Origin of the sequence: Streptomyces sp. NPDC101234 (assembly GCF_044767525.1) — a bacterium.
Classification (GTDB): Bacteria; Actinomycetota; Actinomycetes; order Streptomycetales; family Streptomycetaceae; genus Streptomyces; species Streptomyces sasae.
In genome coordinates, this window is sequence record NZ_JBIWOA010000045.1 from 72,883 (window position 1) to 89,054 (window position 16,172).

13 protein-coding genes and 1 pseudogene are annotated in these 16,172 nt (G+C 66.3%); 7 read left to right on the forward strand and 7 right to left on the reverse strand.

What is annotated here, in order from left to right; translation table 11 throughout:
- The first annotated feature begins 8 nt into the window (after positions 1–8).
- Positions 9–1,481: a class I adenylate-forming enzyme family protein gene (locus ACIRR9_RS48170; protein WP_403765963.1), complete on the forward strand. Its 1,473-nt coding sequence runs from the start codon at positions 9–11 to the stop codon at positions 1,479–1,481.
- A gap of 79 nt (positions 1,482–1,560) precedes the next feature.
- Here ACIRR9_RS48170 and ACIRR9_RS48175 read toward each other — a convergent pair whose 3' ends face one another.
- From ACIRR9_RS48175 to ACIRR9_RS48190, 4 genes are all read right to left on the reverse strand, one after another.
- Positions 1,561–3,723 (reverse strand): SpoIIE family protein phosphatase, encoded by a 2,163-nt coding sequence (locus ACIRR9_RS48175; RefSeq protein WP_403765966.1) that lies wholly within the window; start codon positions 3,721–3,723, stop codon positions 1,561–1,563.
- A 139-nt stretch (positions 3,724–3,862) separates the two neighbouring features.
- Positions 3,863–4,924: an alpha/beta fold hydrolase gene (locus ACIRR9_RS48180; protein ID WP_403765969.1), complete on the reverse strand. Its 1,062-nt coding sequence runs from the start codon at positions 4,922–4,924 to the stop codon at positions 3,863–3,865.
- 132 nt (positions 4,925–5,056) lie between these two features.
- A complete protein-coding gene (locus tag ACIRR9_RS48185) occupies positions 5,057–5,587 on the reverse strand; it encodes a 2,4'-dihydroxyacetophenone dioxygenase family protein (RefSeq protein ID WP_403765972.1) in 531 nt (176 codons plus the stop codon).
- A 91-nt stretch (positions 5,588–5,678) separates the two neighbouring features.
- On the reverse strand, positions 5,679–6,761 hold the full coding sequence (locus ACIRR9_RS48190) for a zinc-binding dehydrogenase (RefSeq protein WP_403765975.1): 1,083 nt from the start codon (positions 6,759–6,761) through the stop codon (positions 5,679–5,681).
- A gap of 196 nt (positions 6,762–6,957) precedes the next feature.
- On the opposite strand from ACIRR9_RS48190, the gene ACIRR9_RS48195 reads away from it, so the two are divergent.
- Positions 6,958–7,995: an AraC family transcriptional regulator gene (locus tag ACIRR9_RS48195; RefSeq protein WP_403765978.1), complete on the forward strand. Its 1,038-nt coding sequence runs from the start codon at positions 6,958–6,960 to the stop codon at positions 7,993–7,995.
- A gap of 177 nt (positions 7,996–8,172) precedes the next feature.
- Here the strand turns inward: ACIRR9_RS48195 and ACIRR9_RS48200 are convergent, their stop codons facing one another.
- Positions 8,173–8,517 carry a hypothetical protein gene (locus ACIRR9_RS48200; protein WP_403765981.1) on the reverse strand — a complete coding sequence of 115 codons (345 nt, stop codon included), beginning with the start codon at positions 8,515–8,517 and terminating at the stop codon, positions 8,173–8,175.
- A gap of 791 nt (positions 8,518–9,308) precedes the next feature.
- On the opposite strand from ACIRR9_RS48200, the gene ACIRR9_RS48205 reads away from it, so the two are divergent.
- From ACIRR9_RS48205 to ACIRR9_RS48225, 5 genes are all read left to right on the forward strand, one after another.
- Complete coding sequence (locus ACIRR9_RS48205; RefSeq protein WP_403765984.1) at positions 9,309–9,611, forward strand: DUF485 domain-containing protein; 303 nt, start codon at positions 9,309–9,311, stop codon at positions 9,609–9,611.
- 4 nt (positions 9,612–9,615) lie between these two features.
- The gene (locus ACIRR9_RS48210) at positions 9,616–11,265 is read left to right on the forward strand and encodes a cation acetate symporter (RefSeq protein ID WP_403765987.1); all 1,650 of its coding nucleotides are present in this window, start codon (positions 9,616–9,618) and stop codon (positions 11,263–11,265) included.
- 66 nt (positions 11,266–11,331) lie between these two features.
- On the forward strand, positions 11,332–11,922 hold the full coding sequence (locus ACIRR9_RS48215) for a winged helix-turn-helix domain-containing protein (RefSeq protein WP_403765990.1): 591 nt from the start codon (positions 11,332–11,334) through the stop codon (positions 11,920–11,922).
- The gene (locus ACIRR9_RS48220; protein ID WP_403765993.1) at positions 11,868–12,395 is read left to right on the forward strand and encodes a transposase; all 528 of its coding nucleotides are present in this window, start codon (positions 11,868–11,870) and stop codon (positions 12,393–12,395) included. The genes ACIRR9_RS48215 and ACIRR9_RS48220 overlap by 55 nt, the downstream gene beginning before the upstream one ends.
- An 86-nt stretch (positions 12,396–12,481) precedes the next feature.
- Positions 12,482–12,949, forward strand: coding sequence for a hypothetical protein (locus ACIRR9_RS48225; RefSeq protein ID WP_403765996.1), 468 nt, complete (start codon positions 12,482–12,484; stop codon positions 12,947–12,949).
- A gap of 234 nt (positions 12,950–13,183) precedes the next feature.
- On the opposite strand, the pseudogene ACIRR9_RS48230 reads toward ACIRR9_RS48225, so the two are convergent.
- Together ACIRR9_RS48230 and ACIRR9_RS48235 are read right to left on the reverse strand one after the other, a co-directional pair.
- A pseudogene (locus ACIRR9_RS48230) lies at positions 13,184–14,560 on the reverse strand (IS1380 family transposase).
- A 481-nt stretch (positions 14,561–15,041) separates the two neighbouring features.
- Positions 15,042–15,659, reverse strand: a complete 618-nt coding sequence (locus ACIRR9_RS48235; RefSeq protein WP_403765999.1) for a DUF5317 family protein — start codon at positions 15,657–15,659, stop codon at positions 15,042–15,044.
- Positions 15,660–16,172 lie beyond the last annotated feature (513 nt).

The window sequence follows — 16,172 nt, forward strand, 5'->3', positions numbered from 1 at the left end:
ACGCTGCCATGAATTTCGCTTCTCTGCCCGACCGTCGCGCCGATCTCGACCCCCAGGGATTCGCAGTATCGGACGGGCGCCAGTCGCTCACCAACGCTCAGCTGCTCAACCGGGTCAGGGCGACGGCTCGCCATCTCGAGGACCTGGGAATCCGTCCCGGCGACGTCCTGGCCCTCAAGCTGACGAACCGCGTCGAGTTCGTGCTCCTGCTGTTCGCCGGCTGGCGGCTCGGTGCCGTCATCACGCCGGTCAACCCGAGCATGACCGACGTCGAGGTCTCTCGACAGCTCGATGACTCCGGCGCAGCCCTCCTGGTCCTCGAGGACGAGGCGGCCGTCGTCACGAACGGTGTCGCCACGCTCGCCGTCGGCGAACTCTACGAGGAAGCGGCCGGGTGGAACCGAGACCCGCTCCTGGACTCGTCCGCACTGGCTCTCCTCATCTACACCAGCGGCACGACGGGAGTGCCGAAGGGCGTGATGCTCGACCACGCCAACATCGACGCCATGGCGGAGATGGGCCGTGCGTCCCTGGAGGTCGGACCGGCCGACCGCTGCCTGCTCATCCTGCCGCTCTTCCACGTCAACGGCATCGTGGTGAGCATCCTGATGTCGCTGCTCGCCGGCGCCAGTGTCGTCATCGCAGGCCGATTCGATCCCCGCACCTTCTTCGACCTCGTCGAGCAGCAGCGCCCCACCTTCTTCAGTGCCGTCCCCACGATCTTCAACATGCTCGCGGCGCTCCCGACCGACGTCCGGCCCGACACGTCGTCCCTGCGCTTCGCGGTCTGCGGTGCGGCGCCAGCCTCCCAGGAGTTGCTGACCCGGTTCGAGTCACGGTACGGATTCCCATTGGTCGAGGGGTACGGGCTGTCCGAAGGAACCTGCGGCTCCACGATCAACCCCATCGCGGGCCCTCGTCGTGCCGGAACCGTGGGGCTTCCCTTTCCGGGCCAGGAGATTCGGATCGTCGACGCCGACGGCGAGGAGGTGAACAGTGGCCTGGACGGCGAGGTCATCGTCCGGGGCGCCAATGTCATGCGGGGTTATCTCGGCCGGCCGGACGAAACCGCCCGCGTCATCGTCGACAGCTGGTTGCACACCGGTGATGTGGGCCACCTCGACGCCGACGGCTATCTGACCCTGGTCGGACGGTCGAAGGACATGATCATCCGTGGCGGAGAGAACATCTACCCCAAGGAGATCGAGGACGTGCTGGCCGGGGATCCATCAGTGCTCGAGGCCGCCGTGATCGGTGTACCCGACGAAAAGTGGGGCGAGGTAGTCGTCGCCTACGTCCAACCGCGGCCGGGACGGACCGTCGATCTGACATCGCTCGAAGAACGCTGCGCGCGCAGCCTCACCCGTTACAAGCGACCGACCTCGTTCTTGGTGGCGAACGCGATCCCGAAGAACGCGGTCGGCAAGATCGACAAAGCCTCGTTGCGGGCTGCTCATGGAGCAGCCTCCTCAAGTTCGTGATCAACCCGGCTGGCGGGCTCCGGCCGACCGGGGGCCGGCATACGGCCCACCGCCCCAGCACGCCTGCCCGCTCCGCGAGCTATCCGGCAACGGCGGACGGGATCAGCTGTTCTGCCCAGATGACCTTCCCTTCGCGGTTGTGGCGCGTCCCCCAGCGCTCGGTGAGCTGAGCGACGAGGAGCAAGCCGCGGCCACCCTCGTCGAAGTCCCGGGCGCGGCGCAGATGCGGTGCGGTGCCGCTGGCGTCGGAAACCTCGCATGTCAGAGTCGACTGAAGGATCATCCGCAATTGGATGGGGCTCTGGCCGTAGCGGATGGCGTTCGTCACGAGCTCGCTGACCACGAGCTCAGTGGTGAATGCCATCTCTTCCAATCCCCAGGCGGACAGCAGATCGGATGCGAAAGCGCGCGCGTCGGACACCACCGCCGGATCGGAGGGGAGATCCAGTGTGGCGACATGGTCTGCGTCCAGCCCGAGAGTGCGCGCGACAAGTAGCGCGACGTCGTCGGCAGGCCGGCTGGGCAACAGCGCGTGGACCAGTCCGTCGCAGGTCTCCTCCAGAGACGCCGGCGCCCGCTCCAATACGTCGCACAAAAGTGCGAGTGCGGCGTCTATGTCGCGTGCACGACTTTCGATGAGGCCATCGGTGTACAGAACCAGAAGGCTGCCTTGTGCCACTTCGAACTGGGCGGTCTCGAAGGGCAGGCCTCCCAGACCCAGTGGTGGGCCGATCGGCAGCTTCGGAAAGTCGACGGTTCGGGAGGCGGGCGTACCGCGGGGAGTGACCACGGCCGGCAGGACGTGTCCGGCGCTGGCCAGGGAGCACACGCGGGAGACGGGGTCGTAGACCGCGTACAGGCACGTGGCGCTGATCTCGTCCATGCCGCGTTCCTCCGCGCGCTGTAGCCGGATCACCACGTCGTCGAGGTGTGTCAGCAGTTCGTCGGGAGTCAGGTCGATGTCCGCGAGAGTACGGACGGCGGTGCGAAGTCTGCCCATGGTCGCCGCGGCTTGGAGGCCGCGACCGACCACATCGCCCACGACGAGGGCGACACGCGCGCCGGAGAGCGGGATCACGTCGTACCAGTCACCGCCGACACCTGCCCGGGACCCGCTGGGCAGGTAGCGGGAGGCTGTTTCGACGGCAGACTCCTCCGGCACCTGCTGCGGCAGCAAGCTGCGCTGGAGCGTGAGTGCCGTGCAACGCTCCTGGGTGTAGCGCCGGGCATTGTCGATGTTCACCGCGGCTCTGGACGCGATCTCCTGGGCCAGGAGCAGATCGTCATCGCCGAACGGGTCCGCTGTCCGATAGCGGAAGAACTGGGCGAGACCCAAGGGGTCTCCGCGGGCCCAGAGCGGGACCAACAGTACGGAGTGGATGCCACCGGTGCGTGAGATGGTTCCCTGATCTGCAGGATTGGCCAGCCATTCCGGAGCGTCAGGAGTCGTGACATGGAGCCTGAGGGGTTTTCCGGTGTCCAGCGCGAGGGCCGGCTCCGAACCTTCTGGGTAGACACGCACCTGCCGAGTCACGGCTGCCGGTTCCAAGGGAGCGCCCGAGACCGACTGCGCGATCCGGCGCAGGACGGCACCGCCTGCCGCCGGGCGTGTTTCCTCATCTCGGAATGCAGACTCAAGGAGATCGACGGTGACGAGGTCAGCGAACTGATCGGTGCCGACATCGGCGAGTTCCTGGGCGGTACGGGTTATGTCGAGGGTGGTCCCGATCCGCCTGCCGGCCTCGTTGATCGCGATCAATCGTCCTTGCAACCAGCGGTCGCGTGCCTCCTGGTACGCCGCGACGGCCTGCTCGGAGGAACGATCGACGTACTCGAAGGCGATGTCGCTCAGTGTGGTCGTCACCGCGTTGATCAGCTCGCTGTCCTTCGTGAGACGGGCCGTCTCTTCATAGAACAGACGCAGCAGACCTGCGTGGACGAGTCGATAGACGCGCAGGAGCTCACTGATTTCCACGCCGTGCTCGGCAAGCCGGGCTGCGAAGTCGATGGCCGCAGGCGGGGTCGTCACCTTGGACACATCGAAGCCTCGCTGCAGCAGCTCCAGAGCTGTGGCGACGTGTCCGGCCAGGCCCAGCGGTGCCAAAGCGGCGATGTCGTCGAATTCCCACAGCTCGGGAAGTTCCCTACGCAAGGTCTGCAGGACTACGTCGACCATCTCGTCCGCTCTGGGCTCGAGCTTTCGAGCGAGATCGCCTAGGAAGGCATGGGCGTCGATTCCCATAACCCAAAATGTACGGGTAAAGGCAGGACAAAGCACCTCCCCCTCCGCACGCCCGCGTGCGGAGCGGAGGGGCTGGGGGCGACGACCCTCACCGCCGCCGCCCAGCCCGGTCAGTGTGTCCGCCTTCGGACGAGGCGGGTCAGAGGCTGTCGAGGAAGGTGAGCAGTTCCCTGTTGACGGCCTCGGGCTGCTCCTGCTGGATCCAGTGCCCGCAGTTGTCCAAGATGACTGATCCCCGCAGGTCGTGGACGTGTTCACCGATCCGGGCGACCGCTTCCTGGCTCCAGATCGTCGCGACGTCGCGGTCTCCCCCGATGAAGAGCGCGGGCACGGTCACCGGCCTGCCCTGGTATTCCCCGAGGAGTTCCCAGTTCAGATCGATGGTCCGGTAGTAGCTCAGCGGCCCGGCCAGTCCGCTGTACTCCAGCTCAGCCACAAGGAAGTCCACCTCGTCCTGGTCGAGCCAGTCGGGCAGCTTGTCCGGCAGCTCCAGCCTCGCGCCGAACTGCTCCGTCCGCGGCACACACATGGTGCCCCGTACGAATGCCTGGAGGTGTTCTGGAGGAAGCGTCGTCAGGTCGACGCCGGCGAGCTCCGGGGGCAGGGGACGGGAAGCGGAGAGGCTGTAGAGGCCGCTGATGACCCAGGAGCGCACATCCTGTTCGATCTCCCGCTGCGCAACGCTGCCAGGAAGCGAGAAGTACTCCTGGTAGAAGAGCATGTCCGGGCCCGCCAGCTCTCTGGCGACCTCGGTCGGGCGCCGCTCGCCGAAGGGATTCCCCGGCAGTCCCGACTGGCCTCGGCCGCCGAACGGCACGCTCAACGCCGCGACCGCGCGGAATACGTCGGGCCGGGTCCACGCCGAGGCCCACGCCACCGGAGCTCCGTAGTCATGGCCGACGATCACGGCACTCGACTCGCCCAGGGCCTCGACGACACCGACGCAGTCCGCGACCGACTCGGTGATGCGGTAGGCCGCCATGTCAGTGGGCTTGGACGAGCGGCCGTATCCTCGCTTGTCCATCGCCACGGCGCGGTAGCCGGCTTCGGACAGCGCGTCCATCTGGTGCCGCCACGAGTACCAGGACTCGGGGAAGCCATGGACCAACAGTACGATCGGGCCGGACGTGCCGGCGATTCTCAGGTGGATGCGCTGTCCGTTGACGCGGACGGTGCGCTCTTCCCATTCAGACAGAGGCATGTGCGGTCTCCATGCTGCTTAATGGCAACAGAAATTGTTCGGGGTGGCGTGGTCCCGTCACGCCACCCCGGATGAGGACGGTGCGGGCACCGGTTCGCCCCGCGATCCGATGCCCGTACCGCCGCTGCGTGGCTAAGCGTCGGTGTACTTGGCCGTCCCACCGGTCAGGTACTTGATGGCTCCCAGGCCCTGCGCCTGGGCGCAGTGCTCGGTCAGCTTCTGGACGGAGACGGCATCGAGGACCGAGTGGAACTGGCCCTCGTCGGTGAAACCGACATTGGCTCCGTACACGATGAACAGCACGACCGTGGGCTCGGTGGTCGTCTCCGGGACGGCGAAGGTATGGACCGAGGAGGCCGGCTCGTAGAGGTACGAACCAGCGGTCTGAGGCTGGTCCGGATACTCCTTGTAGATCCATTCTCCCTTGAGGGTGTATCCGTGCACCGGGCCCGTGTGGAGGTGGATCGGCAGCTCCACACCGGGCGCGAACGTGCCGATGATCACCCAGACACCGATTTCGGGATCGAGGAACAGCGGCTGAAAGTCGATCCCGGGGCCGAGCGAGTCCTTCAGGACGGGGATCTCGTTCACGTTGACCGTGAGCAGTTCGGTCTGCGGGAGCGAGGCGACCGGGACCTTGTCTGCGGTGACTTGAGCGGTCATGGTGGATGCCTGCTTTCTCATGATTGCCTCAGCCCACCGAGCCGGCTTCCGCCGTCATCAGCGGACGCGAGGGCGATTGGACTGGGTCAGCTCACGGGTGGACGATGATCTTGGCGTCCTTCTCGGGGTCGCCCAGCCTCACGAACGCCTCAGGCACTTCGTCGAGCCCAACGCGGCTGGTGATGAACGCCTCGACCTGCAGCTCTCCGGAGGCGATGTGCCCCAGCGCCTGAGCGAACTCCTCGGGCGTGTAGGAGATGCAGAAGGCCAGGTCGATCTCCTTCATGATCGCGAAGCTCGGGTAGAGGAAGTCCTGCACCATGCACAGGCCCGCGACGACGACCTTCGAACAGGGCGCCGCTCCCGAGAGGATCTGCTGGAGAATCCCCGGCACGCCGACGCACTCGAAGACGACGGACGGACGGAACCCCGCCCCCGGGAACATCGGGGTCTGACGGCCCCACTGCTCCGGGTCGGAAGAGGCTGCGGCCTGCTGCCACGACTCATAGGGCGACGTCTCGCGCGGGTCGACCACGATATCGGCACCCAGGGCGGTGGCCATCGCTCTGCGTGACGGCGAGAAGTCCGACGCGACGATCGGGCCGATGCCGCGCATCTTCAGCACCGCGATCACCGCGAGTCCGATGGGGCCGCAGCCGATCACGAGCGGCACGTCGTTCGGCCCCAGGTCACCGCGGTTGACCGCGTGTAGGGCGACCGCGAGCGGTTCGGCGAGCGTGGCGAGGTCGTTCGACACATGGTCGGGCACCGGAACCAGGAGGTCCTCGGACAGGAGCATGTACTCGGCATACGCGCCGGGGGTGGCGGGACCTCCGAATCCGATGGTCACCGGTTCCGGGCGGAGCAGGAACGGTACCGATACGACACGGCTGCCAGGGGCGAGCGTCTCGCGACAGCCGGGGCCGTACTCGACGATCTCGGCACAGAACTCGTGGCCGAGGACGACCGGCTCGTCGAGCTTGAACAGCTCCACCCCGGCCGCCTCTTTGGCGCTGTCCAGCAGCTGGGCACCGTGGGTGACACAGTGCAGGTCGCTGCCGCAGATTCCTGCCGCGAGGACCTTGACCAGGGCTTCCCCGGGGCCCGGCTGCGGGAGCGACGTCTCAACTACCTCGAGGCCGCTGTTGATCATGACGACTGCCTTCATCGACATGAGATCCTCCTCACGCCGACGCCACCGAAACCGCTGACGAGAGTTTGTCTTGTTTGACCTTGGTTTTGCATGGCTCTGTCTGCTTCCTCGAAGACCGAGATCGTCACGCTGGGGAGGTGACGTCGATGAGGATGCTGACACCGACAGAGCCACTCGAACTTGTCCTCATGCGACTATTAGTTGACACTTGACGACTGTGACCATCCTGATCCGCGGTCTCGCACTCCTCAACGTCGCCGAAGTGGTATCCAGCCTGGGCGGCGACCCGGACACGCTCCTGCGTACCCACGGCGTCGATCCCGCGGCCGCCGGTGACTACGACACCTTCCTCCCCTACTCCTCGGTGGCAGCCGTGATCGGGGACGCGGCCCAAGTGCTCCACTGCCCCGATTTCGGGATGCGTCTGGCCCGCAGGCAGGGCATCCAGATGCTCGGTCCCATCGCGGTCATCATCCGCAACGCGGAGACGGTGGCGGCGGCGATCGAAGGGGTTTCGCAGTACCTGCACCATCTCGCACCCTCTGACTCCACCGCACTGATCCGCGAACCGGACGCGGCGATTTTCACGTACTCGACCAACGTGCGTCGGCTCACTCATCGCGAGCAGATGGTCGAGAAGGGCCTTGGTATCGCGATGGACGCCTTCCGGTTGATGCTCGGCGAGTCCTTCGTTCCCCTACGCGTCACGCTGCAGCATCAACGCGTCTCACCCATGGAGGCCTATCGCGAGATGTTCAGGTGCCCGGTCGAGTTCCAGCGGGAGGTGAACTCCGTACACCTCCCTCCGAATTCGTTGAACCAGCCGATCCGCGGCAGGGACTCAGCGGCGCTCGCGCTGGCCGAGCACTACCTCGTCCGCGTGCGGCCCGACCTGGCGGTCCCCGATCACGTGCGTGAGATGACCCAGCGGCTCCTCGCCGTCAACCAGGCCGACCTTGTCACGGTCGCGAGGGCGATGTCCGTGCATCCACGGGTGCTCCAGCGCAGACTCGCCGAGTCGGGCATGTCCTTCGAGGAAATCCTCGACGACGTGCGGCGCGAGATGGCATGGGATCTCTCCGCCACAGGCATGCAGGTCTCACAGATCGCGACCATGCTCGGATATTCCGAGACCAGCAGCTACACGCGTGCCTGCCGACGGTGGTATGGCGAAACCCCCAGGCAACTGCGCGCGCGCCGACATACCGCGCCCCCTACCCCCGGTCCGGCCCCGTCACAGGGCCAGACGGGATAATCGTCGCGACATGCGACAGCCCTCACAAGGAATTGCGGTCCCTGACCGCGTGACGCATAAGGCCAGGGACCGCAAGGACGCTGTCTCATGGCCCGGAAGCGGCGAGGTACCTGACGACGAACCGGAGGGGGCCTTGCTATAGCCCCCTGGTCACAGAAGTGCCTCGCCGAGCATGCGTCAGTACGGCATCGCGGACTCACCCGGCTCGATCCCGCTCACCTGCACCGCGACGTGGTCGGCGCCCGCCTCGACATGCCCGTGGAGCTTCTCCACGATGGTGTCAACGTCACCCCAGAACACGAGGTCGTCGACAATGCGATCGCTGCCGCCGGCGATCTCCTCCTCCGAGTAGCCAAGTCGACGGAACTTCGCGACCTTGTAGGCCGAGTTGAGATAGATGTGCAAATGCTTACGCGCGATCGCCCGGGCCTTTTCAGGCTCCGACTCGAACAGCACCGCGTGCTCGACGCCCAGGAACGCGCCCGGCCCAAGGATCTCGCGCGCCTGTACGGTATGCGTCATTTTGACATGATAGATCTACGCATCAGACATATGTTCACCTCGGTCTCCGGCCCCTGTCCGCCGCCAAATCCGAGCACGTGCCGGTCGGGATAGGCGTCCGCCAGCAGGAGGCCGGCGCCGAACGCCCATCAAGCTCCGCGTGACCAGATCTGCGCGATGCCGTTGATGACGCTCATCCGCTCGGTACACGACAGCAGATAGCCGGCGTGCGTGAATGGCACCTCTGTCTGCGACAGACATGAAGCCGTACTGGACGATGGCGGGCCCATTCATGTGGGGCACGAAGCCGCGCCACGCACCTGACGCAACGGAACGCCCCACCGACGTGACATGTCTCACACAAGTGACGGGTTGTTGACAGGCCATCACAAGATCCGCGATTCTCCTGGACACAACGTGGCGCATCACAGCAACAGCACCTTGTGAGTAGGCGCACGCTTCCGCGAGAACGTGTTGGGGCTTCGCAGCCCGTGTCCGTCCTTGCCGACGCGCTCGTTCATTCGCCAAGCACCTGACACAGCACCCTGTGTATCGAGTGGCGACAGTTGCGAGCAGACCGTCTGTTCTACGTACCGCGCTTCGGCCGGAGGGCCCACATCCTTGGGCCCTTGCTCATCATCGCCTTTTCTGTCGCCGACCGCAGATTCCCCGCCGGGGCATCGGAACGCCGCGCGTTGCGCCGTTACCCACCCTTACCGTCTGGAGGCCTTGTGCATCCGCACATCCCTCAAACTCCCCCTGGTCGCCAACCAGCAACACGCCCCACGCTCGACGGAGTGCAGGTCCAACGAATGGACAAGCTCCGCGAGACAGCGCATCGTGCGCAGCGCAGCTTCCTTCTCGTCAACACGGTTCCCTTCGCCGTCGGCATCACGCTCTCCTGCTTCACCGACATCCCCGCAGTGGCGGTGTATGGGAAGGTCACTCTGGGCCTGGTCTGGGGCATCCTGCAATGCGCACTCTTCGTCGCCACTGCCTGGTTGTACGAGAGTCGAAGTGCACGATCAGTAGACCCTCTGGAGCAGTCACTTTTGGCCGACGCGCTCCACATCGGGATGTCGGGTGCTGCCCCTGCGAACAGGTCGGAGCGGTGAAGCGGTGACCCTGAACATCATCCTGAGCTCGGGTGCCATCGACTCCATCGGTTCCACCGTGAGACGCCCTGTGATCATTGCGTTCTTCGTCTTCATCGGAGTGTCTCTGCTGTGGCTCTTCGCGCTCGCCACAGCAGAGAAGGACACCCCGGAAGGGCTCTATATCGCGGACAGGACTCTGTCCCCGGTTTTGAACGGATTCGCCATGGCCGGCGAACAGATCTCGGTGGTCACGCTGTTGACGGTCTCCGGGGGTATCGCCCTGTTCGGTTACGACGGGTTCACGTACTCCCTCGACGTTCTGATCCCGCTAGGTGTACTGCTGCTGCTCGCGCAGAAAATACGCAACAGCGGTCGTTACACCCTCGGTGACCTCTTCTCATTGCGGGCTTCAGGTTCGGGTCCGCGAATCGCCGCGGCCATCGTCACTCTGGCCATCACGATTCCCCTTCTCATCATCCAACTGCGTGCCGCCGGCATTAGCACAGCCTTCCTGATCGGCACATCGACCTACGGTGCCCAAGTCGCTTGCACCATTCTGATGGGTTGTCTCGTCGCCTGTTTCGCAGCGATCGCGGGCCTCAGGGGAAACGGTTTCATGCACATCGCCAAGGTACCGATCACCTTGGTGACGCTTGCGGTGATCGCACTGTTCGCCCTGCGGAAATTCGCGTGGGATCCCGGGTCCCTGCTCTCGGCAGCGGTGGGGCAGAGCATGGCGCCGAACCAGTATCTGAGGCCGGGGCTGTGGCCGTACACGGCGAGCCTCGGATCATTCAACACGCTGAGCAATCACCTGGTCTTCATCCTCGGTACGGCCGTCATGCCTCATCTGATCCTGCGGATCGGTGCCTCCCGAAGCGGGCGCACCGCGCGGCGATCCATGAGTGTCGCCACAGCATTGGTCGGCGTCTTCGTCCTGCTTCTGATCGCCGTCGGCTTCGCATCAGCGGCCGTATTGGGTGCGCGAGCCATCGGCGCCGTCGACGCCACTGGCCAGTCGTCCCCGATCCAGTTGGCCTCTGCCGTACTCGGTAGCGGTTCGACAGGACGCGTCGTACTCATCACCGTCATGGCATGCGTCGTCTTCCTCACCGTGCTCACGGGCGTCACCAGTGTCACGTTTGCTGCCGCCGTCTCCCTCGCGCACGACATTTTTGCGCAAGGCAAGAGCCACCGTGGCGATACCGAAGAGGTGCAAGCACTGCGCCTGGCTGCCATCGCAGTCTGCGCAGTGGGCCTGTCACTGGCCGCCGCTGTCCAGCGGTATCCGACGGAGTTCCTAGTCGCCTTTTCTATAAGCGTTGCCGCTTCGTGCGTATTCCCCCCATTGATCTATTCTTTCTTCTGGCGTCGATTCAACAGCAGAGGACTGCTGTGGTCCGTCTACAGTGCGCTGATACTCTGCACTGTCCTCACGGTCTTCTCGCCCATCGTCTCAGGATCCGAGTTCGCACTCTGGCCGGATGCAAGCTTCGACTGGTATCCGTTCCAGACTCCAGGTCTAGTTTCCGTCCCTGCAGCATTCGCGTTCGGATGGCTCGGAAGCATCACCTCACCTAGGCATCCCGAGATCAATTTCAATGACATGCAATATGAAATCCTGACGGGGCAAACAGCTGGATTTAATGCCCCTGATCCGCAACGCTACTGAACTTGAACGGGTGAAGTCGGTCGGTTTGCCTGACGGGTGCTGACTGGCACTGGTAGCCATCTGGGTGTGAGGTACGCGCAGGGCGGCGGGCTGACCGCTGCGGGGAGGGCCGCTCGGGAGCGGGTCAGGCTGCAGGCCGTGGAACGCTTCAAACGCGAGGATAAGAACCGGGAGATCGCGGCCGCGCTGCGGGTCAGTGAGCGGTCGGTTGAGCGATGGCGCCGGGCATGGCGGGAGCGGGGCGAGGCGGGACTGCTGTCCGCAGGCTCGCCGGGACGGCCCAAGCTTGGTGCGGCCCAGGTCGACAGGCTGGAACGTGAGTTGGAGCGGGGACCGCTGGTCCACGGCTGGGCAGATCAGCGGTGGACGCTGGCGCGGGTGAAGACCTTGATCGGCCGCCTCTTCCGTGTCTCGTACACCGTGGAGGGCACCTGGCAGTTGTTGAAGCGGCACGGCTGGTCTTGGCAGCAGCCTGCTCGGCGGGCGATCGAGCGCGATGACGAAGCCGTCGAGCTGTGGAAGAAGGAGGTCTGGCCGCGGGTAAGAGCACCGCGGCGGCGCTCGGGGCCTGGATCGTCTTCCAGGACGAGGCCGGGCAATCGATGGCGCCGCCGCGTGCCAGGACCTGGGGCCGGGTCGGCCGCACTCCGGTGGTGAGCGTCCGCGGCCGGGGATCCGGACGGGTCTCGATGGCAGGAATGGTCTGCTATAGGCGGGGGAAACGGTCGCGGCTGATCTACGCCGTCCGCGAGTACCGCGGCCGCAAAGACGAGCCGAAGGGCTTCGGCTGGCGCGATCTGCGCGACCTGCTTGTCCGAGCCCGCATCCAGCTTGGCGGCCCGATCGTGCTCGTCTGGGACAACGTGCGCCTGCACCTGACCGCCGGGATGAGGGAGTGGGCCGCCGCGAACGTGCACTGGCTCACCATCTTCCAACTGCCCGCATACGCACCTGACCTCAACCCGCAAGAAGGCATCTGGTCGCTGGTCAAGCGAGAGGTCGGCAACCTCGCCGCGGCCGACCTCACCCAGATCACCAAGGCCGTCAAGCGCAGGCTCAAGCAGATCCAGTACCGACCGGACATAGTCGACGGCTGTCTCGCCGGTACCGGCCTTGCCATCGACGAGTAACGAACCCAGGGAACGGTCGGCCGACACGTGGCCCTACGATCGCGGCACCCCACCGAACGGCTGTGCCCGACGAATTGAGTGAGCCCGTGAGCGACGACGTCCTGTCGATCATTCCGACCGATCCCCAGTGGCAGCCCGACCGGGCGGCGGCCGAGCGGACTGCCGCGCTCGCCGCGGATCTCACTCCCGGCCTGCCCGATGGCGTGGAGGTCGAGATCGACGTCACCTGGCACGACACCCTCACCCCCGTCGACTGCGGCGACAACCTGGAACGGATCGGCTGCCCGCACTGCGGCGCCTCGATCGACACCGAGTGGTACGCCGACCTGTTGGAAACCCACTGCGAGGACGGCTTCGCCACCTTGGCCGTGAAAGTGCCCTGCTGCGGCGCCGACACGTCGCTGGACGTGCTGGACTACGACTGGCCGTGCGGCTTCGCCCGCTTCAAGATCGCCATCTGGAACCCTGAACGTGACTGGTTCGGCGAGGAAGAGTTGGCCACTATCAGCGACACACTCGGGCACCCGGTGAAGCAGATCAGAGCCCACATCTGACCCACGTCTCAGCAGGAACCAAGTGCAGCCGACCAGCCCGACATCACCCATTCAAGTTCAGTAGCCTCGATCTTGCATGAGGGTCCGTCAGTTTGCTGACGGACCCTCCCTGCTCGTTCGGGGCGGAGATTTCTGCTCGTGGGCAGGTCGGGGGCCCGGCTGTCGCGTCGGGTGGGCGCCGGGTTCCACGGCCCCGGGCGGGTGGTGCTGCTCGTAGGGACGGGTGGCCGCTGGTCAGCCGGGGTTCGGCAGGGCCGCGAGCCGTTGCAGGGCGTCGGTGATCACGCCGGTCCAGGGCCAGTGCTTGGCGAGGCGGAGGATGCGGCGCCGTCCGGTGGTGACCAGCTGGGCGGCGGCGGAGAACAGCCGTAGCCGCAGGCGGCGGGGTTCCCACAGCCGGGCTTTGCCGGTCAGGGCGAGCATTGGCATCCAGGCCAGCAGGTCGAGGGCGATCTGGACGATCTCCAGCCAGATCTGGTTCTGCGCGGCGTCGTGGAGGGGAAGGTTGCGCAGGCCGGTGGCGCGGGCGGCGCGGATGCGGTCCTCGGTGCGGGCCCGCTGGCGGTGCCGCAGCTCCAGTGCCGCGATCGCGGCGTCCTTGGTGTTGGTGGCGAACGCGGTCAGGCGCATGCCGTCGGCATCGGTGAAGCGCAACTGGGCGCCGGGGTGCGGGCGTTCCTTGCGGACGATCAGCCGCATGCCCTTGGGCCAGCCGTCCAGGACATCTCCGGCGAGCTCGGCGACCCAGGCACCGTCACGGATCTCGCCGCCGGGTTCACCGGCCGGCGTCCACGCCGAGGCGGGAACCTGCAGCACCGCCTGATGGATCTGCTCGGTGATGGTCATGCCCACCGAGTACGACAGCCACCGGCCGCGCGCGGTGAGCCAGTCGAGGAACTTGTGGGTACCGCCGGCGGAGTCGGTGCGGATCAGGGTGCGCCGACCGCGCCGGAACTTCCCCGGCAGCTGGGCCAGCGCCATGCGGGTGGTCGCGATGTGGTCGGCGGCGGTGTTGCTGCCCGCCCTGCCCGGCCGCAGCAGCCCCGCGACGGGCTCCCCGGTCCCGCCGCGTCCGTGGTCGACGAAGGCCATGAGCGGGTGGTGGCCCCAGGTCTTCTTCCAGGTCCGCGTGGCATCCTCCTTGTCGGAGTGGGCCAGCACCAGCACGCCGTCGATGTCCACGATCACCTGCCCGTCGGCGTGCGGAGCGTCGGGCCCGGCCAACTGCCAGATACGGTCGCGGACTTCGGTTCGCGCGGTGCGGATGGCGGCCAGTGCCCGAGCGCCCGCTGCGGCAAGCGTGTCGACCAGGCGGGAGGCGGTCGGGTCGGAGGCCACCGGCCCGAAGAGGGCCGGTTCGGCCCGCAGCATCGCGACATCGGCCAGGCAGTCCCCGCCCAGGGCGGTTGCCAGTGCAAGGTCGAGCAGGATCTCGCCCGGGTCGTGCACCGCCCGCGGCTTTCACCACGGCGCCAGGGCCGCGGTTATCGCCTGATCCAGGCCGGTCTTACGGACCGTCTCCACCAGCAGGACCGCCCCTGCTTGCGAGACCACCGCACGGCCGTTGCCCTCAACGCGGACAGGCGGGTACGACCCGCTACGCTTCTTCACCTGGGGAGTGCCTCTTTCTTGGCGACGAACAGGACCTTCGACAAGCCCTATCGTCCCAGCTCAGAGGCACTCCTCGCTTATTTGATCATCCTTCGGACGGCCGCCTTCTTGAAAGCGTGCGGCTAATCCGAGCCCCACCCCCTCTTCCACGGCGGGGTGGGGCTCGATCTGTTCGGACACGGCCGAAGGCTGCCGTGTCGGGGGCGCGCTGTTCAGCGGAGGGCAGGACCTGAGTGTGGAGCAAGCCGACTGGTCAGCCGCCGCCGAATTCGGGGGCGCCGAGGGTGTAGAGGAGGGCGGCGACCGAGGCCAGGGTGAACGCGATCAGCGCGACGCGTTGCCATGGGATGACCCGAAGCATTGAAGTCTCCTTGAAGCCGGTGGTGTCGGAGTGTGTCCGCTGGCGGCTGTCAGCCTCCGCTCCAGTCGGGGGCGCCGAGGGTGTAGAGGAGCATGGCGACCGAGGCCAGGGTGAACGCGGTCAGCGCGAGGCGCTGCCAAGTGAAGGTGTGGGACATGGCTGCTTTCCTTCTCGAGTGGCGTTGCCGGGGTGGTGCATGGCGGTTGCGATGAGCAGGGCCGCGGCGATCGCCAGGAGCACGTCGCCGATACTGACGACCGCGTGCAGAGGCGGAACGGGGATGGTGTCGCCCAGGGCGAGCAGACGGGTGCCGCGCCCGGCCGGCACGTTCTTGGCCGTCTGGGACCCGGCGGGTAGCCCGGCGTCGGCCGCCGCGGAGAGGCTGTAGGGCATCCGGCCGTTGACCGCGATCGGCAGGGCGTTGAGAGCGGCACCGGTGAGTGCCATTCCCACCCCCGTCTTCAACGGCCACGTCCTGCCTCGGGCGTTGACGCCCAGCCAGAGCAGGGCAAGGCCGAAAGCCACGGCAAGCAGCGGTGCTCTGAGATGATGTCCGGTAGCGGAGGGAAGGCTCGCGGTAGCCAGCTGCGCAATTTGCACGGCGCCCGCGGCCCACAGCAGCCACAGCCATCGCAGCCGTACGCCCAGCAGCCTCCTCAGGCGGCCACCGCTGAGGTACCCCGCAGCCGTTCCGACGGCGACCGGTCCACCGAACAGGATCAGCGGGGTGACGCCCATGGCTCCGCCCCGCAGGTGACGCGCTCCCCCACGCTCATCCCCCACCCCACTGCATTCTGGCGCCGCAGGATCCGAGCGGCCTGCGTCTCCCCGGCCCTTTGCCGCGTCTCGGCGAGACCGTGAGCGGATCGTTGCAGAGCCGGGCGCGCGGCCGCAAGTACCCGGGGGCCGACTACCGGGATTCCGGGACGGAACCGGCTCTGACCCGCGATCGACTACGCCGCTCTCTGTCCGGGACTGCGGTTGACCCCAGCGTGAAGGGGCTTGCGCCCGTTCTCTCACACTGACCATCCCGGCCCGAGTACTTCACCTGGGAAGTGCTTCTTTCCTTGCAGCCAACAGGACCCTCAGCAAGTCCTATCGTTACAGGTCAGGAGCACTTCTCGCGTTTGTGATCAAGCCTCGGACAGCCCACCCCGGTCGGGTAGCGGGGACGCATCGCTGCGTCCCCGCCCCCTCAGAACCGTGCTTGCGCCTTCCAGCGCACACGGCTCAAGCGGGCCTATGGCCGCT